We start from the raw sequence: 23,466 nt of genomic DNA, 5'->3' as shown, positions 1-23,466 counted from the left end.
GCCTCACCTCTTCACCGCGCCGAAGGTCAGGCCCCGGACGATGTATTTCTGCAGGTAGATCGAGAAGACGAGCATGGGTGCGATCGCGATCAGCGCTGCCGCCGACATCGGTCCCCACTGGATGCCGGTCATCGTCCAGAACTGCTCGATGCCGGCCGTCACCGTTCGCGAGGCATCGGTGCGGGTGAGCACGAAGGCGAACAGGAACTCGTTCCAGGAGAACATCAGGCTGAACGAGGTCACCACCGCGATGGGCGGCTTCAGCAGCGGGAAGATGATCCGCCGGAAGATCTCCGGGCGGCTGTAGCCGTCGATCATCGCCGAATACTCGATGTTCGGGTCGATCTCCTTGAAGAAGCCGTAGAGCACGAAGGTGCAGAAGGAGAAGTTGAAGAATGCATGGGCCAGGATCACGCCCATGTGGGTGTTGAGCAGACCGAACTGCCGGAAGATCAGGTAGTAGGGCACCACGATGGCGGCGGCCGGCATCATCCGGGTCGAGAGGATCATGAACAGGAGGTGGCCGCGCGAGGTCTCGTAGCGGGCGAAGCTGTAGGCGGCCGGTACCGAGACGAGCAGCACGAGGATCGTGCTGCCGATGGCCACGATCACGCTGTTGAGCAGCAAGGGGCCAAGGTTCGCCGAGCGCCATGCCGTCGGGTAGTGCTCGAAGGTCGGCTCAAAGAAGAAGAACACGGGTGGCCAGGCCTGGGCCAGTTCGTTCGGCTTCAGGCTTAGGTTCAGCATCCACAGGATCGGGAACAGGCAGGCACCGACCAGGAGCACGATGCCGAACCAGAACAGGAGACTGCGTGCCATGGTCAGCTCTCCCGGATGGCCTTGATGAGTTGCTGGAAGAGCAGGTTCGTCAGCACCAGCACGATCAGGAGCACCAGCACCGACATGGCGGTCGCACGGCCCAGGTCGAAGTACTGGAAACCCTCGCGGAAGATCAGCCAGTTGATCGTCTCGGTCGAGGTCCCAGGACCGCCACGGGTCGTCCCGTAGAGGATGTCGTAGACTCGGAACGCTTCCACCATCCGCAGCATGGCGACGATCAGGAGAACCGGCTTGATCATCGGCAGCGTCAGGCGCCGGAAGGTGAACCATGCCGAGGCACCGTCGATCTTCGCGGCCTCGAATGGCTCCTTGGGAAGCCCGCGCAAGGCGGCGAACACCACGAAGATGACCAGCGGCGTCCATTGCCAGACGTCGATCGCGATGACCGAGAAGAGAGCGATGGAGCTGTCGGCCAGGAACTCGACCCGGGGCAATCCCACCAGCTGGAAGAGGTAGTTGATGACGCCATAGTCGGAATTGTAGAGATGGCGCCATGCCAGCGACGTCGCGAAGGGTGCCGCCACGAGCGGCAGGATGCACAGGCCGCGGATGAAGGTCTGGCCCCGGAACTCGCGGTTCAGGAACAGCGCGATCAGCGTGCCGAGCACGATCTCGATGACGACGGCGATGACCACGAACTTGAGCGTCGTGGCGAAAGCCGACCAGAACGAGACGTCGTTCAACACCCAGCGCCAGTTGTCCAACCCGACAAAGCTCGCTGGCCGCGGCAGGATGTACTTCTGGAACGAGGTTACCACGGCGAACACCGTGGGATAGACGACCAGCGCCAGCATGAAGAGAAGGGCCGGCACCAGCAGCAGCCACTTGAAGGTGGCGTCGTTCTCGATCATCCGGCTCAGCCGGCCGCGCGGCCGTGCCGGCGCGGCAGCACCGGGCGCCACGCTTGGATAGGAGCTGCGGGCCTGCATCGGCGAAGTTCTCCGAGGGGACGAGAAGCAGGCCGGGAGGTATCGCCTCCCGGCCTTGAGCGATCAGCCTTCCAGGATCTTGCCGTTGCCACTGCGGCCCTGGATGTCGACGATCTTGGCGGCAAGCTCCGTGTAGGCCGGCTCGATCTCCAGCTCCTTGTTCGCGATCTTCGCGCAGGTGATGGCGAGCTCGGAATAGATCTTGCCCATGGCGGTCGACGTGAAGTGGCCCTTCTTGGCGACGTCGTAGGTCCAGGCCATCGTATCGGCGTCGTTCTGGGCATAGGCGCCATTGGTCAGGCGCCGCTCCGGCGTCTGGAAGAACGGGTCCAGCACTACGTCACGTCGGCACGGATTGCCGCCGCCCAGCGCATAGGCCATCTGCCCCTCGTACGAGGTCAGATACTTCACGAACCAGTAGGCGCCTTCGGGATTGTTCGCATTGTGCGCCACCCCGATCCCGTAGGCACCGGTATAGGGCCGCCCGCCCGGGACCGTCGCGACCTTGGCATGGGTGCCTGGGAACTTCGTCTCGACCGACGAGGTGACCGGCCAGAGATTGTTGTACATGAACGGCACCATCGCGACCTGACCTTCGGCCATGGCGTTGGCGGCTTCCGGGAAGTCCCAGGACATGGCGGCCGGCGGAGCGGACTTCAGCAGTTCCATATAGGTCTGCGCCGCCGTCACGCTGATCCGGTCGGGGATGGTGACCTCGAAGCCTTCCAAGGCTCCCTTCACGTCGTAGATCGTGCGGAACCAGTCGCCACCCATGCCCCAGATGATGGCGCTGAACTCGTCGTTGATCTGCTCGTTGCGGCCGGCCATTAGCGCCACGCCGAACAGGTCCTTTTCCAGCGGCTTGCCGCCCGCCTGCTCGCCAGCCTTGCGGGTGAAGAACGCCGCGACGTCGATCAGCTGCGCGAACGTCATCGGCACGTCGAGCGGATAGCCGAACTTCTCGGCGAACGCCCTCCGCTCGTCCGGATGCTCGAGCAGATCAGCCCGGTAGTGCAGCCCCTGGGTATAGTTGTTGTAGGGGATCGAGTAGGGCTGCTTCTCGTAGGTCATCATGGTCATCAAGCCGGCGTAGAACGGCTTGAGATACTCGGCCATGCCGTCGACGCCGGCGGAATCGTACTCCGTCGCCAGCTCGAACAGGGGCTTCACGAAACCATTGGCCGCCCATTCCGGCACATAGGCCGCTTCCATCGACAGCACGTCATAACCGCCCGTGTCGCCCAGCAGCTCGACCTGCTGCTTGGCGTACATCACATTGGTCGACATGCCGACCACCTCGACCTCGACGCCGGTCTTCTCCGTGAACTTCGGGATCATGGCGGTCTTCAGGTAGTCGGACCAGAAGCCCGACTCGACCACGACCGTGATCTTGTCCTTGTTTGAGACCTCGGGGATCTGCGCGAGGCTGAACTTGTCCGGGTTGGCGGCCACGCGCTCGGCGACGATCTTGTCGGCATCTCCGCTCTGGGCGAACGCCGGCAAACCGAAGGTCGCTACGGCCGACAGGCCAGTGGCATAGGCGGCGCTCGTGCGCCAGGCGTCACGACGCGTGAATCCGCGCCGGAAAGTTCCGGTCATTCATAGCCTCCCTTGGATCGGAACGTTCTCGATGACGTTCTCGATCCGATGATGAACGCGGCCGGGCCTATGCCCGGCCGTCCACGCGTCAGCCGCGCGTATCGAGATCGATCAGTTCGATCTTGTAGCCATCCGGATCTTCGACGAATGCAATGTGGGTCGTGCCGTGCTTCATCGGTCCCGGCGGCCGCGGGATCTTGGCGCCCGCCTCTTCCAGCTGCTTGCAGATGCCGTGGATGTCACGGACGCCAAGGGCTATATGGCCATAGCCGTTGCCGAGGTCGTAGGGCTCCTTCTGGTCCCAGTTGTGGGTCAGCTCGACCACGGCATGGGTTTCCTCGGGTCCATAGCCGACGAAGGCCAGCGTGAACTTGCCCTCCGGAAAGTCCATCTTGCGCAGGAGCTGCATGCCGAGCAGGCGTGTGTAGAAATCCAGCGACTTGTCGAGGTCCTTCACCCGGACCATCGTGTGCATCATCTGAAACTTGTTGTCAGCCATGGGCGTGTCTCTTCCCTTCAAGGGTCGTGCCGGTGCCCGGCTGGGCACCGGCGTAGCGCGCTTCCAGGTAGATGCGGCACATCTCGGCATTGGCCTCGGCAGCACCGCGCACCCGGCGGATTTCGCGCAGGTGCTGCGTGTACCGTTCCACAGTCACGGCGTCACCGGCCAAGGTGGTGAATGCCGGTGCATCCGGCGTGACCGGCCCGCCATCCACCAGGCGCGCGGTCAGGTAGCGCAGCGCCAGCGGCCGCAGTTCGCCTGTTCCATGCGCCAGCTCGCGCAGCCCGCCCAGGGTCAGCGCCAGCGCCGCCTCGACACCCCGCTCAGCCACCATCGCCCGCAGAAAGCTGGCCTGCCGGCCGAGAAAGGCCTTCTCACGGAACAACTTGCGGATCTCGGAAAGATCCGTCGTCGCCTCGCCAGCGAACACCTCGTCGAAGCGGGCGCTGCGGGCAACACCCTCGTTGATCTTGCGCGCCGCGAAATGGTCGACCAAACGGATCCTGGCCTCTCCCACCCAGTCCAGTTGCTCGATGGCAATTTTCATGTCGACCGCCATGAGGAAGGCGAAGTTGGCCGAGCACCAGAAGGTCGGCAGGCGGAAGGCCACGTCGACCACTCTGTCCTCGATCCTGACGCTCTCGATGAAGCCCATCGAGGTGACCGACTGGTCGAGCTCCGGATCGAACACCTCGTCGAGCCGTGCCATGACCTCAGCCTTCTCGGCCGTGTCGATCACGGGCAGCTCAAGCGGCGACATCGATGCCCCCGGCAACGACCGGATGGGTCAGTTCGCCCTCGTCCTCCTTCGACGATACCTGGAGCTGAAAGATCGGATCGACCTGAATATCGTACAGCTTGGCCGCGTTCAGCCCCAGGATCTTGCGCTTCACCTCCATGGTGAGTTGCGTACCTGCCTCCTGGGCCAGTTCGTCTGGGAACTGGTAGGCCATGAATTGCTCCACGATCCATTTCGGGCTGGTGATGCCGTAGTCCGAGCCGAAGATCAGCCGGTCGGGCCCCAGGAAGAACAGAAGGTCGGCCATCATCTGCGCGAAGTATTTCGGTCGCGCATGGATGAAGGATGGGATCAGGGCCAAGCCGCCATAGACGTTAGGCTCCTGCCCGGCGATCCAGCAGAAGTCGTCGATCCGCGGCATCCCGCAATGGTCGATAACGAAGTTCAGGTCGGGGAACGCGGTCGCCACGTAGTCCACATCGTGCACGTCGAACGCATCCTTGTTGAGTGGATGGATCGTCGGCCCCTTGTGGATGTGGATGTTCTTGATGCCGAGCTGGCGGCACTTCTCCATGTAGGGAGCGATGAAGTCGTCGCGCAGCGAATATCCCTTGGACACGCCGTTCCACTCGGCCGTGTAGAGCTTGGCGCCCTTGAACTTCCACCGTTCGTGCTCGGCCTCCAGCCGGTCCAGGCCCCGCTGGCCGTCCCGCGGGTCGAAGCGGCCGTTCAGGATCACCTTGTCCGGGTAGGCCTCCTTGAAGGCGGCGCACTGCTGGATCGTGTTGAAGCCGTTGACGTAGAAGTCGTGCAGGTTCGTGGGCAGCATGATGCCGTAATCGACATAGCCGTCCTCGAACAGATCCTTGGCGGCACCCTCGATGCCGTACCAGCAGAACCGGTCGAAGTCCCAGCGCTGGTCCTTGGGCGTCATGCCGACATGGGAGCCCCAGAAGCTCTCGATGAAGGTCAGGCCGTAGCGATTGCGGCGGTTCTCCGGGCGCGCATCCCAGAGGTGGATGTGGCCGTCGATGACGAGGACCTGCTCGCCCTCCGGCGTCACGAACATGCGCCTCCCTTCTGCGGCTGACACGCCGCATCAGCGTCTGATGCTCTTTGACCAAAGACGTACCATAATCCTGTTGTCCTACAACCCCTCAATTCGCCATAATGATGCGCGGCGCCGCTCGCCATGCGAGAAAGAACAACGGACGGAACCAGCATGGACCAGGCGAACAAAGCCACCTCGGACGAGCTTCGTGCGGCTCTTGGCGAGTTCGGACCAATCGAGGACACGGCTGAACGGTTGCGCTACGAGCAGGACTGGTCCGGCGACCACCGCGGGTATGCGCGGATCGTGCTGCGCCCGCGCAGCACGGCTGAGGTCCAGGCGATCGTGCGGCGCTGCATGGCGGCCGGCCTCCCGGTTGTCCCGCAGGGCGGCCATACCGGGCTGGTCGGCGGAGGCACCCCTACCGAGGCCGGCAACGAAGTCGTGGTCAGCCTGGAGCGCATGAACCGGATCCGGCAGGTCGATCCGCTTGGTTTCTCCATGGTGGCGGAAGCCGGCTGCATCCTCGAGTCGGTGCAAGGGGCGGCTGCCGCCGAGGACCTCTACTTCCCGCTCTCGCTGAGCGCCCAGGGCAGTTGCCAGATTGGCGGCAACATCGCGACGAATGCAGGCGGCATCAATGTGCTGCGCTATGGCATGACCCGGGATCTCGTTCTCGGCCTCGAGGTGGTCTTGCCGGACGGCCGCCTGTTCGACGGCTTGAGCGGCCTGCGCAAGGACAATACCGGCTATGACCTGAAGCAACTGTTCATCGGCGCAGAGGGCACTCTCGGGATCGTCACGGCAGCCAGCCTGAAGCTCTATCCGCGCCCGAGCCAGGTCCAGACGGCGCTCCTGGGACTTCCGTCGGTGGAGCATGCGGTCGCCCTGTTCTCCCGCGCCCGCCGCGACATGGGCGACCTGCTGTCAGCCTTCGAGCTCATGCCGCGTCGCTGCGTGGAACTGGCCCTGGAGGTCATGCCGGGTTTGCGTGAGCCTTTCGATCCGGTGCCGACCTACATCCTGCTGGAAGCGTCAACCGGCGGCCTGATCGACCTTCGCCCGATCCTCGAGCGGTTTCTGGAAGGGGCGATGGAACAGGAACATATCATCGACGGCGCGATTGCCGCCAACACGACCCAGGCCAGGGATTTCTGGCGCATCCGGGAGGGCTTGATCGAAGGACAGGTCCGCCGCGGGCGCCACCTGCGTACCGATGTCTCCATCCCCATCTCTGCGATCGCCGCCTTCATCGCCAGTGCCGAACAAGCGCTACGGGCTCATGAGCCAGACTGCCTGCCACTCTCCTACGGGCATATCGGCGACGGCAACATCCACCTGAACGTGCTGCCGCCCTTGGGCTTGCCGGCAGGCCAGTTGCCAGACTTCCTCCACGCCTGCGAGGAGATCATCCTGACCGAGGTCGACCGGCTGGGCGGGTCGATCAGTGCGGAGCACGGTATCGGCATCAAGAAGAGGGCCGCATTCCTGGCACGAAAGCCGCAAGTCCATCTTGAGCTCATGAAGCGTATCAAGGATGCGCTCGACCCAGCCGGATGGATGAGTCCTGGCCGGGTCCTCGAATGAGGCAGCCTACGTCCGCAGGGACCACATGAAGATCGACCTACTCGGCCGCGGGCCGCTGCTCCCCTCCAGGATCGCCTCGCAGATCCTGCAGCAGATCGTCGACGAGCGGTTGAAGCCGGGAGATCGGCTGCCTACGGAGCAAGCGCTCGCCGACAGCTTCGGGGTCAGCCGCAACGTCGTCCGGGAAGCGATCTCCCGCTTGCGTGCCGACGGCATCATCCAGTCCCGTCAGGGGGTCGGTGCGTTCGTCGCCCGTTCGACAGGCATTCCCACGCTGCGCTTCGATGCCGAGGCGCTGTCCGATCGCTCTGCCTTCCTGGCGCTGTTCGAGCTGCGCGGCATCCTGGAGATCCGCGCGGCAAGCCTTGCCGCGCGGCGACGCACCGACGCGCAACTGGCAGCCCTGGGTGAAGCGCTGGCTCGCATGCGCGGCACAGAGAAATGGGTGGCCGGCGGCGTGGACGCCGACCTGGAATTCCACAAAGCGATCGCGGTGGGCACCGGCAACGCCTATATCAAGATGGCGATCAGCTTCCTGTCTGAGCAGGTACGGGTGACGATCATGGAGACGCGGGAGCGTTCGGGTGCTGCCGTTGTCGACATCGTCGAAGTCACGATTGCCGAACACGCCGCGATCTACGAGGCCATCGCAGCACGCGATGCTGCCCGTGCGCACGACGCCATGGCCATCCATATCCGCAACGCTGCGGCCCGGCTGGGCTATGAACTGGACCTGCCGGACCGGCCCTGAGCGAGCCGCTGCCGCATCAGGATGCATGCACGGGAAGCGGATCGGCTGGCGCGTCCAGCTGGGAACGTGCCGATGCAATGGCGTCCGGCAGCTTCGCCTTGAACCTGACGCGCGGCGGCCGGACACCGTGGGTCAGCAGCATGCGGCGGACCGCCGGCTGCGCACCGGCAATGTAGATGAGCGCGCCTTGGCGGCTGGCTCGATGCACGAAGCCTTCGATGGTGGCGGCGGCCGTCGAATCCAGCAGCGGTACCGCCGAGAAGTCGATGACATGAGCCTTGGGGTGTTCTCCGATCCTATCGAGGGCCGCAGCCACGCTTGCCGCGGCACCGAAGAAGAACGAGCCCGAGATGCGGTAGACCGCAAGATCCGGATCGGCCGCCAGGCCCGAATCGTAAGGCATCCGGCCGGCATCGCGCGTCAGGTCGGAACGATCCTCCTCGAGCAAGGGCAGGCCGCTCTCGATCTGCACAGCTTGCGCCATCCGGTGCACGAACAATAGGGCACCGATACCGAATCCGACGACGATGCCCTCGGTCAGGTCCCGGAACACGACGAGCAGGAACGTCACGAGCAGTACGACGGCGTCACCGCGCGAGGCACGAAGCAGGGTCGCAAAGGCATGCCGCTCGGCCATGTTCCAGGCGACGACGGCCAGCAGTGCCGCCAGCGCCGGCAGCGGAATGAAGCTGGCCAGTGGTGCAGCCACCAACATGAACAACAGGAGGAACACCGCGTGGAGCATGCCGGACACGGGGCCGCGCGCTCCTGATCGGACGTTCGTCGCGGTACGGGCAATCGTACCGGTCACGCAAAATCCACCGAACAGGGCGGACGCGACATTCGCCAGACCTTGAGCGACCAACTCGCAGTTGGAACGATGCCGGTGGCCGCTCATGCTGTCGGCGACAACCGCCGAAAGTAGGCTTTCGATTCCGCCCAGGAGCGCGAAGGAAATGGCGGTCGGGATCACCTCGACCACCTTGTCCATCGTGAGATCCGGCAAATGCGGCGCTGGCAGGGCGCTCGGGATTCCGCCGAACCGTGAGCCGATCGTCTCGACGGGGAGGCCCAGGATCCAGGCCACGACCGATGCCAGTACCACGGCGATCAGGAAGCCAGGCCAGTGAGGGCGATACTTCCGCACGCCCAGAATGATGGCGATGCCCAGGCCGGCCACGGCCACGGCGGCGGGATTGATGGTCGGCAGCGCGCCGGCCAGCGCTTCGATCTTGGGCACGATCGGCCCAGGCTCCGGACGCTCCAGCACAAGGCCCAACAGTTCCTTGATCTGGCTGGCGAAGATGATGACCGCGATGCCGGAGGTGAAGCCGACAGTGACGGGATAGGGAATGTACTTGATGAAGGTGCCAAGCCTGAGAAGACCGACGGCGATCAGGATCAGGCCCGACAGCATGGTGGCGAGGATCAGCCCGTCCACACCGTGCATGGCCACCGTGGCCGCCACCAGCACGATGAAGGCCCCGGCGGGACCACCGATCTGGAACCGGCTGCCACCCAGCGCAGAGATGATGAACCCGCCGATGATCGCGGTGTAGAGGCCCCGGTCAGGTGTCACGCCCGAAGCGATCGCGATCGCCATGGAGAGGGGCAGCGCCACGATCGCGACCGTCAGGCCCGCGACCATGTCCGCCTTCAGATCGCCAAGGCCATATCCTTCGCGCAGAACCGTCACGAGCTTGGGGGTAAACAATTCGGCAAAAGTAGGCGCAACGGTCGACCCGACCCTCACCACAGCTCATCCCCCGTATCGATGATGTCCATGAAAACAAGGCTGGCCATTCAGGCGCCAAGCGGGCCCAAGCTTATGCATTGTCAGTTCATGCCGTCTACGGGTGTGCGGCCCCGTCGTCCGAGCGGCAACGAGACTGACTTGCTTCTGCAACAGCCTTCTAAGCCGCAGAACATGAACGGAAAAATGAGCGCTGAATTTTCGATCAGCCTTTACCTTCTGTTTGTTGTGAGTGGGCCAACCGTCGCGGTCGGAAGGGTGAGCGTATGCAGGCAGCGCCGGCTACTCGCGCGCCAGTACTTGCAGCCACGCGAACCGCCGATCGTCCCCCTTGGGTCTCGTGAACCAGATCGAGCGCTTCATCCAGACCGTGCTGCCTGAACGGCTCCGACAAATCCTTCACGTCCTTCGATCACAGGCCGCCTGCCGAACTGGCACGGCCGGTCCGACGGCTTGGCCTCGGACGGCCACACCACTTCTAGCCCTCGCCTGATCAGACCCGTCTAAAGCCATGGAGGGGCCAAAGCGCGACTTGCACGATCCGCTCAGCGGGCTTGGCCGTCCGGGTCGTGATTGGCGACCTGCCAGGCCCCACCAGACGAGCGGGCCAGGACATGCGCGCTGTTGATGAGAGCGAGATGGGAGAAGGCCTGCGGAAAATTGCCGAGCTGGCGGTTCGCGGCCGGATCGAATTCTTCAGCGAACAGATGAAGGTCGTTGCCGATGGCCACCAGCCGGCCGAACAGAGCGTGGGCTTCCTCACGCCGGCCCATGGCGACATAGACGTCGCAGAGCCAGAAGCTGCATGCAAGGAAAGCGCCTTCGCCCTGAGGCAGGCCGTCGATGCGCTCCTTGGTGAGGTAGCGCAGGACCAGCCCGTCCCGGATCAACTCTCGCTCGATCCGGGCAATCGTGCCCTGGATCCGGGAGTCGTCGAACGGCAGGAAACCCAGCAACGGCATGAGCAGCAGCGCGGCATCCACGCCGTCCGCACCATAGTACTGGACGAAGCTGTTCGTCCGCTCATCATAGCCACGCGCGCAGATGTCCGCGTGAATCTCGTCGCGCATGCGACGCCATTCATCGACCGGTCCGTCCAGCCCGAATTCCTGCGCGCTCAGCACCATCACATGAAAGGCGAGCCAGCACATCAATTTGGAATGGACGAAGTGCCGTTCCTCGCCCCTGACCTCCCAAAGGCTCGAATCCTTCTCCCGCCACAAGGTGGCCAGCTTGGCGACCAGGATCTGCTCCAAGGGCCAGACCTCGTCGGTATCGTTCAGTCCGGCGCGTCGGGCCACATAGAAGGCTGCGATCACCGAGCCATACACATCCAGCTGACGCTGCTTGTACGCCTCATTGCCCACGCGGACTGGCCGGCTGCCTTCGAAGCCGGGCAGCCAGTCAAGCTCGCATTCCGTCAGCCGGCGTTCGCCATGCAGTCCATACATGATCTGGAGTTCGTCCGGCGAGCCGGCCAGCGCCCGCATCAGCCAGCGCCGCCATGCATCCGCCTCCTCCCGATAGCCGGAAACGATCAGGGCATAAATCGTCAGAACTGCATCACGGATCCAGCAATAGCGGTAGTCCCAGTTGCGCACGCCGCCCGGCCATTCCGGGAGGGAGGTCGTCGGTGCGGCGACGATGCCGCCCGTCGGACTGTAGGTCAGTGCCTTGAGCGTCAGGAGCGAACGTTCGACGACGTCCTGGTAGGGACCACGGTAGGTGGACCGCTCGGCCCAGGCTTGCATTTTTGCCGTCGCGGTTTCGAGCAGGCTTTCAACATCGTGGACTGGTGGCGGGGCCGGCCGGTGCGACGGATACCATTCCAGCACGAACGCCACGGATTCCCCCGCCGCGACCGTGAACTTGGCGGAGCTCGTGAAGCGGGCATTTTCCAGGGGCACGTCGCTCGTCATGCGGACTGCATCGGGCCCCGCCACTGCGAAGATGCTGCTCTCCTGGTGCTGTACCCAGGGTGTGTAGGCCCCGTAGCCGAAGCGGAAGCGGATCTCCGTCAGGAACGCCAGGCTGCCGGCTTCACCACGGACGAGCCGTACCAGCCGATGTCGGTCCTCGTTGTCGGGCAGCGCGATGAAATCAATGACCGTCGCCCTGCCGGACGCGGTCTCGAAGGATGTCTCCAGGATGAAGGTGCCTTGCCGATAGCGGCGCGAGACGCTCGCTTGGCCAGAGGCGACGCCCATTGTCCAGGCGCCGTGACGCTCATCGCCCAGCAGGCTCGCGAACATGGCTTCCGAATCGAACCGGGGCAGGGCCAGCCAGGCGATGGTGCCATCACGATGCACGAGGGCAGCGCCCGTCGTGGACCCGATGAGCGCGTAGTCCTCGATCATGTGCTCTGCCTCAAGGCCGTCCAATCAAGGTTCCGCCAGCTCGGCCATGGGAGGCACGATGGTGGCGGGTTCTGCCGCCGACCAGACCTGACGCCGCCTGACGGGGTTGTCCAGTCCACATCAGGGAAGGACGAAGGAACGGCGTCGCAGCCGGCGATTGCCCAGGCTAGAGCGCGGCTGCCACTCCGTTCACTTGACCAGGGGGCAGTGCTTCAAGCCGCGAGGCTGCCACCGGGGGCCGCTGCTGCAGGTTCGCTTTCATGCGGCAACGGGATCTCGATGTCGCATTGCAGGCCCGAGGCGTCAAAGCTGAGTTCGACACGCCCCTCCAATTCTCGGGCAAGGCTGCGCTCAATCAGGCGGGAACCGAAACCCTTGTGCAATGGCGGGCTCACCGGCGGGCCATCGCGCTCCCGCCACCTGATGGTGAGCCGTGGTCCCTTGGGGGTGCTGGCCACGGTCCAACTGATGACGACGATGCCGGCTTCGCTGGACAGTGCTCCATACTTCACGGCGTTTGTCGCGAGTTCGTGCAGGGCCATGCCGATAGAGAGCGTAACCCGGGGGTTCAACTGAACGAGATCACCAGTGATCTGGTAGCTGTGGGCCCGGTCGGTCGAGAGGCCGAACGGCTCCAGGGTCCGGCGCACCAGGCCCTCGAGTGAGGAGCCTCGCCAGTTTTCTTCTGTCAGCAGATCATGGGAATGGGCGAGGGCAACGAGACGTGCCTCGATCTTCGCCCGTGTGTCGGCATCGACGTCGGAGGCGCGCAGCCCCTGGTTCACGATTGCCTGCACGACGGCCAGCATATTCTTGACCCGATGGTTCAGCTCCTTGAGCAGGATTTGCAGTCGCTCCTGATGCTCCTTTTCCCGTTCGCGCTGCAGGACGAAGATCTCACCCATCCGGTTCAGCGCCTTGCCGATTTCCCCGAACTCCCCTCCGTCGGCCGGCGGAGAGCGCGGCACCGGAGGCTCGGCCGTCCAGCCTTCGACAAGCTTGAGCAAGCGGTCCACGGGCTTGCGGATGAAGTAGCGTCCTGCCCACCAGATGCAGGCCAGCATCGCCAGGAGACCCAACACCATGATGATGAGGCTGATCCGCGTCGCACGCTCGACATAGGCGAATGCCGCCTCCTTCGAGATACCCGTGCTCAGATAGAGGCCCTGGAGGGGCTGCGAGCGGACGGGGATGTAGGAGATGATCCGTTCCGTGCCATCCTGGCTCCGTGCCTCCTCCGTGTCCGGCTTGTCCCCATGCACCCATCGCATGAACGGCTCTGGGATCTGCGTTCCCACGAAACGTTCGGGTAACGGCGTGCGCGCGAGGATCACTCCGTCACTGTCGGCGATGGTGAGAGAGCTACCCTTCTCGAGCGCCCACTTCTTTACCTCGTCATTCAGATATCGAACATCGAGGGATGCAACCGCGACTCCCTTAAGCTCGGCAGTATCGGTGAGGATCGGGACCGCGAACGGCAGGATTGCGTCACGATTGTTCCACCTGCTGAGGGTATAGGTTCCGATCACGAAGGAGCGTGACGCGACCACTTGCTGGAAGTAGCGCCGATCGGCGTAGCTCAGGGGAGCCTGGATTGCGCGGCTGGCGCATTGCAGGTCGCCGTCGGCATCTAGGATCCCGATGCTTCGAATGTGGGGCAATGCCTGGCCGAGGCGGCTCAGAAAGGCGGAGCACGTGTCGTTGTCGAATAGCTGGACAGCAGGTGCAGATGCCACCGTCACGAGGAGCGTGCGAATCCCCTCCACCAGACGGTTGATCTCAGAACTAGCCTGGTGGGTCTGCCGGGTGACCAGATCGCGGGCCTCCGCCTCGCGAGCCGCCCTGAGCTCGAACTGCAAGTAGACGACCACTGCAATTGCAGGCGCCAGCGACAACAATCCGAGCAAGAACAGGCGCTGCGTCAGGTTCATGGCCGTGCCCCGGTCCCTCGGGTGTTCGGATCGACGGCGCGTATCCACATGGGAAGTTCAGTTCCTAGCCGACCCCGCGAGGGACGGCACGCCGTTACCCATGGCTGAAGGCTCGCCTTCGCAGGCGAGGGAGAGCATCGGCTTGTTACGGCCCCAAAGCTAGTTGATCTGAGATTTTCCTGTCAAATCCAACGACGGAGCCGCTACTGTGGATAGAAGCCCATCAATTCGTCGAGCCGGACGACATGGCAATAGATCATGTTGATGATCTCCAACTCCCGGTCCTGCAGTTCCATCGTGGCGGCGGCACAGCAATCCTCGACCACGAGGACGTTGAAGCTCTCGTCGGACAGGCTGCGCACGGTGGAAGACACGCACTGGTCGGTGAAGATGCCCGTCGCCAGCACGTTGCGGATGCCCATGTTGGCCAGCAGGATCCTGAGGTTGGTGCCCGTCAGGGCGCTGTCGGTGGTCTTCTCCACCACGATGTCGTCACCCTTGGGCGCCAGTTCGTCGACGACCTGGCCCTCGGCTTCGTTGCGGGGCAGGAGGAGGTAGTTGAAGCCAGGCCGCTTCTGGCTCAGCGAGCGGTCGCGTCCATCATTTTTCAGGCAGGCGATACGCGCATAGATCACTTCCACGCCGCGCTGGCGGCTGTCGTCGATCAGGCGCTTGATATTGGGAATCACCACCTCGTTCATGCGCCGGAAGAACGGTTGCCAGGCCTCGTTCTCGGCCGTGTCGGCCTTGGGCAGGAGGTAGGTCTTCTGGACGTCGATCACGAGGAGTGCCGTTTCGGCCGGATCGAGCACCATGTCATCAGGCTCGGGCGCGTTGGCATAGTAGAAGGAGCGGTGCCTGGTCTTCCAGCTCATCGGTCAGCTCTTGGTACGGGTGAAGCGGCGGGCCAGCAGGGGGCCGATCTCGGTGGAGGCGAACATGCCGCCAGGCCTGAGGAACATCATGCCGATCATGGCGAGCGCCAGCACGATCTCGGTGATACCCACCACCTGTTCCGAGAACATGCCGGACGCGTTCAGTGAGGTCTCGAACGCGCGCAGCCCTTCGAAGGCCAGCGTGACGGCGAAGGTGCCGACCACCGCACCCGTGACCGTGTTCATGCCGCCGATGACCAGCATGCCCAGGATCACGAAGGTCTCCTTGAGGTAGAAGGCCTTCGGCGAGAACGAGGTCACGAAATGGCCCCAGAGCGCCCCGCCGACGCCGGCGATCAAGGCACTCAGGATAAAGGCGCGCCAGCGCAGGACCGGGATGCTGGCGCCGAGGGCGGCAGCCGCCCTCTCGTCATCGCGAGAGGCACGCAGGAGCATGCCGATCCGCGATTCCTTGAAGACCAGGGCCACCATGATCACGATGGCGGCGACGCCGCCGGCGAGCGGCAGACCGGTCGCGTTCGGCAGGCCGAACAGCGTCCGTGGCCCATTGGTGACCGCGCTCCAGTGATTGAGGATGGTGTAGAGCACGACCAGCAGCGCGAACGAGGTGATGACGGCCGGCGCATCGGACAGGCGCATCAGCGGATAGGATACGACCGCTGCCACCAGGGCTGCGGCCAGGCCGCCGATCAGCATGCCGAGATAGGGTGAGACCTCCAGGGTCTTCACGACCCCGTACAGGTCCGGCAGCGCCATGCCTCGCATCTGCACAGGGATGGTCAGCACCGCGGAGACATAGGCGCCGATCCCCATGAACCCGATATGGGCAAAGGATAGGATGCCCGAGTTGCCGGTGAAAGTCTGCAGCCCCACCACCAGCACGAGGCTGATGGCAAGCGCCGTGGCGATGCGCTCGACGACACGGACCCCGATAAGCTGGGGGACGAGGACGAGCAGCGCCACGAGTCCCAGGAGGATGAGGAAGGTGAGGAGGTTGCCTTTGCGCAAGAGCGTCAGGTCCGCTGGCCAGTGGCAGGACCGCGGATCAGGCCGTCGGGGCGCCAGAGAAGGATCAGGATGACAAGCGTGAAGGTGAAGGCGTCCCGGAATTCCAGGAGTTGCTGCGGCAGGGTGTAGTTCAGGCCTGTGTTGACGAAGGCCAGCAGGAAACCGCCCAGCACGGCGCCCTGCAGGCTGCGCATCCCGCCGATCACGGTGGCGATGAACGCCACCAGCAGAGGCTCCATGCCGATTCCCGGCGTGACCGAGCCGATCCGGCCGATCCAGAGCAGGGCGACGACGCCGGCGAAGAAGCCGCTGATCGCGAACGCCGAGGAGATGATGAGGTTGGCCGGCACGCCCAGCATGCGCGCCATGCGGAACTGGGTCGCCGCCGCGCGCATCGCGATTCCGAGCACCGTCTTCTTCATGGCCCAGGCGAACACGACCAGGAGGAGGATCGAGGCTACGATGGTGATGAGGTTGCGGGCCGGCACGATGACACCCGCGAACTCGACCGTCTGCGAGAAGAAGTCCGGCAGCGGCACGTTGCGCGGCCGGGGCGAGATGAACAGGAGGGCCGCGTTCTGCAGGATGGTCGAAAAGGCGAACGAGGTGATGAGGACGGCGGTGACCGATTTCGAGCGGACCGGGCGGAACGCCACGTAATCAGTGGCGATGCCCGTCGCGATCGCGATGCATACGGCGATGGCTGCCATCACGATCCAGGGCAGGCCCGAGCCGTTCACCAGGAACAGGCCGTAGCCGGTGACCATGATGAGCTCGCCATAGGCGAAGTTCACGAGCTTGAGAATGCCGTAGACGATGACCAGGCCCAGGGCCATGAGGGCATAGGCGCCGCCCAGGCTGAGCACGTCGATCGTGAACTGGATCAGGGTCTGCATCGCCCTCAGCCGCCGAGATAGAGAGGTTCGAGGTCCGAGGCGGCGGCGATGTCGGCCGCCCTGCCCTCGACTGCCACCTGGCCCAGGCGCAGCACATAGGCCCGGTCGGCCACGGCCAGCGCCTTGGACGCGTTCTGCTCGACCAGGAGAATGGTCAGACGCTGGCGCTTCAAGTCGGCGATCATGTCGAAGATCTGGTCGACGATCGTAGGCGCCAGGCCCAGCGAAGGCTCGTCGAGCAGAAGGAGACGCGGGCGGGACATCAGGGCCCGCGCGATCACCAGCATCTGCTGCTCGCCGCCCGAGAGCGTTCCGGCCGCCTGCGCCACCCGTTCCTTCAGACGCGGGAACAGGGCGTACATCCGCTCGGTGTCGCTCGCCACGCCGGCGCTGTCCCGGCGGCGGGTATACGCGCCGAGCAGGAGGTTCTCCGCGACCGTGAGGTCCGGAAAGACATCTCGCGTCTCGGGCACCATGGCGATGCCCTTGCGCACCAGCCGCTCAGGCGTCCAGGACGTCACGTCGGCGCCATCGACCCGAATCGTGCCCCCGGAGCGCAAGGCGCCGGCAATGGCCAGGAGGGTAGAGGACTTACCCGCTCCATTCGCGCCGAGCAGCGTAACCAGTTCGCCCTCCGCCACGCGCAGCGAAACGTCGCGCACGGCACGGATGGCGCCGTAGTTCACCTGCAGGCCATTGACCTCAAGCATGGGCGGTGGTCGCGGACGAGCCGAGATAGGCCTCGATCACGGCGGGGTTCCGTCGAACGCTCTCGACCGAGCCTGCGGCGATCGTCCGACCCGACGCCAGCACGTGGAGACGATGGCAGAGCCGCATGATCAGCGCCATGTCGTGATCGATGATGAGGAGGCCCAGCTTGCGCCTGGTTGGCAGGGCGGAGAGCAGGGCGAGCAGGACGTCCGACTCGCCCTCGTTCATGCCAGCCGCCGGCTCGTCCAGGATCAGGAAGGCCGGCTCGGCGGCCAGCGCCCTTGCAATCTCGACCCGGCGCTTGTCCCCGTAGCTGAGTTCCGAGGCGAGGCTGTCGGCACGGCCGGCAAGGCCGAACTCCATCAGCAACTCCTCGACCCGAGATTGCACCGCCCGTCGTCCATGCCCCTGTGCCAGGGCCGCGGTCTCGACGTTCTCGGCAACGGTCAGGTGATCGAACAGGCGGACGATCTGGAACGAGCGCACGATGCCGCGCCTCGCTACTTCGTGGGGTTTCAGATCGTTGAGGGACACGCCGTCGACGGTCACCTCGCCGCCGGCCAGCGGCACCTGCCGGGTGATCGCGTTGACCATCGTGGTCTTACCGGAACCGTTCGGACCGATCAGCCCAACGATCTCGCCACGATCCAGATCCAGGGAAACGCCATCCAGCGCACGCAGCCCGGAAAACTCGACACTCACGTCGCGCGCCCGCAGGCGGCCATCCGACATCGGCAGGTCCAGACGGAAGGTACGGGGAAACGGCAGGCACGGGCGGCCGTGCCTGCCGGGATCAACGGTCGATCAGGGCGCAGGTACCGAGGCCGGACGGCGCCAGCCGACGAACGAGGTCTTGCCGCCGGTAAGCTGGATGATCGCGGCCGCCTTGTTCGGCATGTGACCCTCGGCGGCGGGCGTATAATCGAGTTCGCCGGTGAGCAGCTTGAACTGGCCATCCTCCAGGGCCTTGGCGACAGCCTCGCCATCGGTGGAGCCGGCCGCCTTTACCGCCTCGGCGAGCAGCATGACGGTGTCGTAGCCGGTGGCGACAAAGGAGGTATCCGGGTCCTTCTGGTACATGTCCTTGTAAAGACCCAGGAATTTCTGCATCTCCGGGCTGGCGCCGGGGCCGGCCCAGGTGTGGGTGACGAAGTAGACGTCGTTGCCGAACTTCTCGCCCAGGGCCTGATGGAGTGCCGGGTCGTCATAGGCGTCACCGCCGAGGACCGGCGCGTCGTAGCCGACTTCCCGTAGCGCACGGATGATCACGCCGATGTCGGTGCCGTAGGAAGAAAGGAAGATGACGTCCGGCTTCTCGGGCAGAGCCTGCAGGCGGGCGAGCTGGGCAGAGAAGTCGTTGTCACCGTTGTTGTAGCTATCCTCCAGGAGGATCTTGCCGCCGCCGGCCTCGAACTGCGCCTTGAAGTACTTGGGCAGCGACTTGGTGTAAGCGATGAACTGGTCGGTAACGACGTAGGCGTTCTTCCAGCCCTTCTCGAGGGCGAAGTCCGCGGCCGCCGCACCCATGGTGGTGTTCCACATGGACAGGGTGAACTGCTTGTCGCCGAGCGACCAGGAACTGTAGAGCGGATCCGAGGCACAGGTGGAGATGCCGACCAGGCCCGCGGCCTGCGCCTCGCGGCCCGCAGGGCTGCCGAAGTCGAAGTCGCAGGGCGCCATGATCAGCTGAGCACCCTCGTCGACCAGCTGCACGGCGACGTTGCCGACCGTGACCGGGTCAGACTTGCCGTCCATGTTCACGAGCTTGACCTGCTGACCCAGCAGCCCGCCCGCATCGTTGATCTCCTTGACCGCCACCTGGGCGCCGCGGAAGCCCGGCTCGTCCATCGGTGCCTGGATGCCGGTCAGGTTGAGGGCAGCACCGATGACGATGTCGGCTCTGGCCGGCACCGCCGTTCCCATGCAGGCGGCGATCGCGACCGCATGAACCAGTCCAGGCAGCTTGCTCATCTTCTGTTCTCTCACCTATCCAAGAGCTCGTTGAACAATAGCACTCAAGAATCGGGCCAAGCGCCTCCGCCGCTCAGGTCGGCCGGTCGACGTCGCGCAGGAACTGCTCGAAGATCGGATCGAACACGGCCGGCGCATCCCAGAAGGGTGCATGGCCCGAGTTCGGAATCTCGATCGTCCTTCCCTGCCAAAGGTTCGCATAGCGGACGTTGCGAACAAATTCGAGATTCACGAACGGCTCCTCGATGCCGTTCACCACGGCGAGCGGTACGGTTGCCGTCCCCACCACGCGGGTCTGGTCCACGCCTGTACCAGCCACGAACTTCTCGACCATCAGCCGGCGGGCCCGCCCATCCGTGCGCGCCACCACGTCCCGCAGAAAGGGCTCGAACGGCTCACCGCACGTGCTATGCGCGTAGTCCTCCACATCCTGTTCCGTGAAGTCCTGCTTGCCCGCCAGGTTCATGTGCGGGGTGGTCCGAAAGCCCTTCATGGCGTCCGCACCCGAGATCGGTGGGGTGCCGGTGATCATGAGGCCGAGCATGGCAGGGAAATGCGCGATCAGCTCCAGTCCGATATGGCCACCGAGCGACCAGCCGAACACGACGGCCCGCTCGATGCCAAGCAGCCGGAGCAGTTCGGCCATCGCGTCCGCGTAGCCTTCCATGCTGTAGGAGCGTTCTGGGTCTGGCGCATCGGACGAGCTGCCGTGGCCGGGCAGGTCGGGAGCGATCAGCCGGTGGCGCTGCCCGATCGGGCCCTCAAGCTGGTTGCGGAACACAGCGCCGCTGCTGGAGTTGCCATGGATCATCAGGACGGGCGTGCCACTGCCCTCGGACTGCCGCACGGCAAGCTTGGCGTGGCTGGTTTCGATCGAGCTTTCCTTGACCGGCATCGCGCCTCCTATGCGCCGCTCTCTGCACCCGTCCCCGCCATGGCCATGCCATGAAATGATCTTTTCAAGTTTTGCGCAACCTGCCTACTTTGTTGACACATCAACTTTCGCAGAACCCACTGGCAACCGATGTTCCCGGTGGCGGCACAGGGCAGGCGACAATCGCAAGGTCGCCTGGCACCGCGATTGCACTGCTCTACCGGCAGCGACCGCAGCGCTCTCAGGGGAAACGATATCATGCCGATCAGAATTCAGGAATCCCGGTTCGCGCGCAGCACCTTGATGACGGCCGCCACCTTGGCGCTGCTTGTGGGGTCGGGTGAGGCTGCCAAGGCCGACCAAGTGAAGATCGGCCTGCTCGCTCCCCTGACGGGTCCCGCCAGCGCAGATGGCCAGGAATTCCAACGCGGTGCGCAGCTCGCCATCGACGAGGTGAATGCCGCTGGCGGCATCAACGGCCACACCTTCGAGCTCGTGGTCGGTGACGTGAAGGACCAGTCCGCTGGCAACGTGACCAGCGCGGTCGAGCGCCTCCTGGGCGACCAGGACGTGCACTTCATGATGACGGGCTATGCCAGCCTCACGAATTTCGAGATCGAGAACATGGCCGAGGCGGAGATGCCCTATGTGCTCGCCGCCAACTCGCAGCAGACCAAGGATATCATCGCGGAGAAGCCCGAGGATTATGCCTGCTGCTGGTCGTGGACGCCGTCCTTCGATGCCTACAATACCGACGTGACGAGCTTCGCCGAAAAGCTGGCCGCCGACGGCAAGATCACGCTGCCGACCAAGAAGGTCGCGATCGTCTCCTCCGACAACGCCTACTCCAAGACAATCTCCGAGGGGATGAAGAAGACGTTCACGGAGAAGGGCTGGACCATCACCGTTGACGAGATCGTACCGTTCGGCGACGTGACCGACTGGCGTTCTATCCTGGCCAAGGTGCGGCAGGACCCGCCGGATGTGGTGATCAATACCGACTATCTGCCCGGCAACTCCGCCTCGTTCCTCACCCAGTTCCTGGAGCAGCCGACCAAGAGCCTGGTCTTCCTGCAGTACGCGCCGAGCGTGCCGGAATTCGTCGAGCTTACCGGAGCGAAGTCGAACGGCGTGGTTTACGATCTGCTGGGCGGTCCGCTCTTTTCCCCGCAGAACCCGCGTGCCGACGAGGTCGCGAAGAAGTTCAAGGACGAGTACGGCGTGGAGAGCGGCACCTATGGCCTCGCCCTCTACGAGATCGCCAACCTCTACTTCGACGCGCTGAAGTCCGGGATCGAGCCTGACGACCATGCTGCCGTCATGGATGCGCTGGCCAAGACCGACAAGCAGGTGGTCGCCGGCCGCCTGAAGTTCGATCCGGCCACGCACCTCGCCATGCAGGGCGACGACTACATCCCGATCACCTTCTTCCAGATCTGGGATGGCAGCCGGGTCCTGATCTCGCCCGAGAAGTATGCGACCGGCGAGTTCAAGCCGCGGCCCTGGATGCAGTGAAGCGTGGCACTTCTCGAAGTCGACAACGTCTCGAAGGCCTTCGGCTCGCTGAAGGCCGTGGACCAGGTGTCGTTCAAGGTCGAGGCTGGCGAGATCTTCGGGATCGCCGGCCCGAACGGCAGCGGCAAGAGCACCCTGTTCAACATCATCACCGGCATCCCGTTCGGCCCGGACGGCGGCAGTGTGCGGCTGGACGGGGTCGACCTCCAGGGCCTTCCCGGGCATTCGATCGCGAGGCTCGGGCTTGCCCGGACATTCCAGCGCGAAACCAGCTTCGATGGCCTTACCGTCTTCGAGAACGCGCTGATCGGTTCCACCTACGGCAAGCCAGGCAAGCCTTCCGCCGAGGCACATGGGCGCGCGGCCGATGCTCTGGAGTTGATGGGGCTGCGCAGTGCCGGCTTCGGCCGCCTTGCCGGCGAGCTATCGGTCTTCGACCGCAAATGCCTGATGCTGGCCACCGCCATCGCCATGGGCCCGCGCATCCTCCTCCTGGACGAACCGGCATCGAGCCTGACCAAGCCCGAGATCGAAGCCTCGATCGACCTGATCCGGCGGACGGCCGAGCGCGGGATCACCATCGTGCTGATCGAGCACGTGCTGACCTTCCTGATGAGCCTGTCGCAGCACCTCATGGTGCTGAACAACGGCCAGGTCCTGGCGAGCGGTGTGCCGCAGAGCGTGATCGCGGACCCCAGGGTCGTGGAAGCCTATCTCGGCACACGGAGGGCAGCGTGAACTCGCTCCTCACGGTGGATGGGCTGACGGCAGGCTATGGCCGCGTCACCGTGCTGCACGGCCTGTCCATGGAGGCCGGGAAGTTCGGCAATGTCGGCCTGTTCGGCCCGAACGGCCACGGCAAGACGACCCTGCTGCGTGCGATCTCCGGCCTCCTCAAGCCCAAAAGCGGGACGATCCGGTTCGACGGCCAGGACATCGGTGGCTGGAGCGCGCGCGCGATCGTGGCGAGCGGCCTTGTCCATGTGCCGCAGGGCAACCGGTTGTTCCCGGACCTCTCGATTGCGGACTGCCTGACCCTGGGTGCCTACTCGCCGCATGCCCGCGCCCACGAGGCGGACAATCGCGAGAAGGTGGTGACGATCTTCCCCAAGCTCCGGGAGCGCTGGCGTCAGCGCGTCCGCACCCTTTCCGGCGGCGAGCGACAGATGGTCTCGATCGGCACGGCGCTGATGAGCCATCCGCGGCTCCTCATCCTGGACGAGCCGACCCTGGGCTTGGCACCAAAGATCAAGGACGAGCTGTGCGCCGCCGTGCTGGCGATCTCAAAGGGCGGCGTGCCGCTGATCGTCGTCGAGCAGGACGTGGAGTTCCTCCTGGAGCTCAGCCAGCACCTCTATCTCGTCAACCACGGCGAGATCGCGACCGAGATCAGGCCCGGCCAGACGATGGACCATGGCGAGATCATGTCGATGTACTTCGGTCATTAGGGCGGAACGATGGGCACACTGGCCGAGATCCTGTTCGGCGGCCTCTTCCAGGGATCTCTCTATGCGATGATGGCAGTGGGCTTGGCGCTCGTCTGGACGAACATCGGC

21 protein-coding genes are annotated in these 23,466 nt (G+C 64.4%); 5 read left to right on the top strand and 16 right to left on the bottom strand.

Features of this window, described 5'->3' with window-relative positions:
• Positions 1 to 3: 3 nt before the first annotated feature.
• The 6 genes from VHL31_RS17900 to VHL31_RS17875 all read right to left on the bottom strand — a co-directional run bounded on the left by VHL31_RS17900 (position 4) and on the right by VHL31_RS17875 (position 5,678).
• The gene (locus VHL31_RS17900; protein WP_329662604.1) at positions 4 to 819 is read right to left on the bottom strand and encodes a carbohydrate ABC transporter permease; all 816 of its coding nucleotides are present in this window, start codon (positions 817 to 819) and stop codon (positions 4 to 6) included.
• 2 nt (positions 820 to 821) lie between these two features.
• The gene (locus tag VHL31_RS17895) at positions 822 to 1,769 is read right to left on the bottom strand and encodes a sugar ABC transporter permease (protein ID WP_329662603.1); all 948 of its coding nucleotides are present in this window, start codon (positions 1,767 to 1,769) and stop codon (positions 822 to 824) included.
• Between the two features lie 63 nt (positions 1,770 to 1,832).
• The gene (locus tag VHL31_RS17890) at positions 1,833 to 3,368 is read right to left on the bottom strand and encodes an extracellular solute-binding protein (RefSeq protein WP_329662602.1); all 1,536 of its coding nucleotides are present in this window, start codon (positions 3,366 to 3,368) and stop codon (positions 1,833 to 1,835) included.
• A gap of 88 nt (positions 3,369 to 3,456) precedes the next feature.
• Positions 3,457 to 3,867: a lactoylglutathione lyase gene (gene gloA / locus VHL31_RS17885; RefSeq protein WP_329662601.1), complete on the bottom strand. Its 411-nt coding sequence runs from the start codon at positions 3,865 to 3,867 to the stop codon at positions 3,457 to 3,459.
• Positions 3,860 to 4,630: an iron-sulfur cluster assembly protein gene (locus VHL31_RS17880; protein WP_329662600.1), complete on the bottom strand. Its 771-nt coding sequence runs from the start codon at positions 4,628 to 4,630 to the stop codon at positions 3,860 to 3,862. The genes gloA and VHL31_RS17880 overlap by 8 nt, the downstream gene beginning before the upstream one ends.
• Positions 4,617 to 5,678: an amidohydrolase family protein gene (locus tag VHL31_RS17875; protein WP_329662599.1), complete on the bottom strand. Its 1,062-nt coding sequence runs from the start codon at positions 5,676 to 5,678 to the stop codon at positions 4,617 to 4,619. The genes VHL31_RS17880 and VHL31_RS17875 overlap by 14 nt, the downstream gene beginning before the upstream one ends.
• 153 nt (positions 5,679 to 5,831) lie before the next feature.
• On the opposite strand from VHL31_RS17875, the gene VHL31_RS17870 reads away from it, so the two are divergent.
• Together VHL31_RS17870 and VHL31_RS17865 are read left to right on the top strand one after the other, a co-directional pair.
• A complete protein-coding gene (locus VHL31_RS17870; protein ID WP_329662598.1) occupies positions 5,832 to 7,247 on the top strand; it encodes an FAD-binding oxidoreductase in 1,416 nt (471 codons plus the stop codon).
• Positions 7,248 to 7,272: 25 nt separating this feature from the next.
• Positions 7,273 to 7,998: a FadR/GntR family transcriptional regulator gene (locus tag VHL31_RS17865; protein ID WP_329662597.1), complete on the top strand. Its 726-nt coding sequence runs from the start codon at positions 7,273 to 7,275 to the stop codon at positions 7,996 to 7,998.
• A gap of 16 nt (positions 7,999 to 8,014) precedes the next feature.
• Here the strand turns inward: VHL31_RS17865 and VHL31_RS17860 are convergent, their stop codons facing one another.
• From VHL31_RS17860 to VHL31_RS17815, 10 genes are all read right to left on the bottom strand, one after another.
• A complete protein-coding gene (locus VHL31_RS17860; RefSeq protein WP_329662596.1) occupies positions 8,015 to 9,751 on the bottom strand; it encodes a SulP family inorganic anion transporter in 1,737 nt (578 codons plus the stop codon).
• A 545-nt stretch (positions 9,752 to 10,296) separates the two neighbouring features.
• Positions 10,297 to 12,132 carry a glycoside hydrolase family 15 protein gene (locus VHL31_RS17855; RefSeq protein WP_329662595.1) on the bottom strand — a complete coding sequence of 612 codons (1,836 nt, stop codon included), beginning with the start codon at positions 12,130 to 12,132 and terminating at the stop codon, positions 10,297 to 10,299.
• A gap of 188 nt (positions 12,133 to 12,320) precedes the next feature.
• Entirely contained in the window at positions 12,321 to 14,039 is a 1,719-nt protein-coding gene (locus tag VHL31_RS17850; RefSeq protein WP_329662594.1) for a sensor histidine kinase, read from the bottom strand.
• Positions 14,040 to 14,242: 203 nt separating this feature from the next.
• Positions 14,243 to 14,914, bottom strand: a complete 672-nt coding sequence (locus tag VHL31_RS17845; RefSeq protein WP_329662593.1) for an isochorismatase family cysteine hydrolase — start codon at positions 14,912 to 14,914, stop codon at positions 14,243 to 14,245.
• Positions 14,915 to 14,917: 3 nt separating this feature from the next.
• Complete coding sequence (locus VHL31_RS17840; RefSeq protein ID WP_329662592.1) at positions 14,918 to 15,943, bottom strand: branched-chain amino acid ABC transporter permease; 1,026 nt, start codon at positions 15,941 to 15,943, stop codon at positions 14,918 to 14,920.
• 5 nt (positions 15,944 to 15,948) lie between these two features.
• On the bottom strand, positions 15,949 to 16,839 hold the full coding sequence (locus tag VHL31_RS17835) for a branched-chain amino acid ABC transporter permease (protein WP_329662591.1): 891 nt from the start codon (positions 16,837 to 16,839) through the stop codon (positions 15,949 to 15,951).
• Positions 16,840 to 16,844: 5 nt separating this feature from the next.
• Positions 16,845 to 17,549: an ABC transporter ATP-binding protein gene (locus tag VHL31_RS17830; protein WP_329662590.1), complete on the bottom strand. Its 705-nt coding sequence runs from the start codon at positions 17,547 to 17,549 to the stop codon at positions 16,845 to 16,847.
• Entirely contained in the window at positions 17,542 to 18,282 is a 741-nt protein-coding gene (locus tag VHL31_RS17825) for an ABC transporter ATP-binding protein (protein ID WP_329662589.1), read from the bottom strand. Before VHL31_RS17825 ends, VHL31_RS17830 begins: the two co-directional genes overlap by 8 nt.
• A gap of 72 nt (positions 18,283 to 18,354) precedes the next feature.
• Complete coding sequence (locus tag VHL31_RS17820; RefSeq protein WP_329662588.1) at positions 18,355 to 19,521, bottom strand: ABC transporter substrate-binding protein; 1,167 nt, start codon at positions 19,519 to 19,521, stop codon at positions 18,355 to 18,357.
• Between the two features lie 73 nt (positions 19,522 to 19,594).
• On the bottom strand, positions 19,595 to 20,416 hold the full coding sequence (locus tag VHL31_RS17815; RefSeq protein ID WP_329662587.1) for an alpha/beta hydrolase: 822 nt from the start codon (positions 20,414 to 20,416) through the stop codon (positions 19,595 to 19,597).
• Positions 20,417 to 20,653: 237 nt separating this feature from the next.
• Between VHL31_RS17815 and VHL31_RS17810 the strand changes: the two genes are divergently transcribed.
• From VHL31_RS17810 to VHL31_RS17800, 3 genes are read left to right on the top strand one after another with little or no spacing between them, the layout of a single operon-like run.
• Entirely contained in the window at positions 20,654 to 21,910 is a 1,257-nt protein-coding gene (locus VHL31_RS17810; RefSeq protein WP_329662586.1) for an ABC transporter substrate-binding protein, read from the top strand.
• A 3-nt stretch (positions 21,911 to 21,913) separates the two neighbouring features.
• The gene (locus VHL31_RS17805; RefSeq protein WP_329662585.1) at positions 21,914 to 22,648 is read left to right on the top strand and encodes an ABC transporter ATP-binding protein; all 735 of its coding nucleotides are present in this window, start codon (positions 21,914 to 21,916) and stop codon (positions 22,646 to 22,648) included.
• Positions 22,645 to 23,358: an ABC transporter ATP-binding protein gene (locus VHL31_RS17800; protein WP_329662584.1), complete on the top strand. Its 714-nt coding sequence runs from the start codon at positions 22,645 to 22,647 to the stop codon at positions 23,356 to 23,358. The genes VHL31_RS17805 and VHL31_RS17800 overlap by 4 nt, the downstream gene beginning before the upstream one ends.
• Positions 23,359 to 23,466: the final 108 nt, after the last annotated feature.

The organism is Geminicoccus sp. (assembly GCF_036263595.1).
Taxonomy (GTDB): Bacteria; Pseudomonadota; Alphaproteobacteria; order Geminicoccales; family Geminicoccaceae; genus Geminicoccus.
The sequence above is the reverse complement of the archived record's forward strand: the minus strand, read 5'-3'. Positions and strand labels throughout refer to the sequence as shown.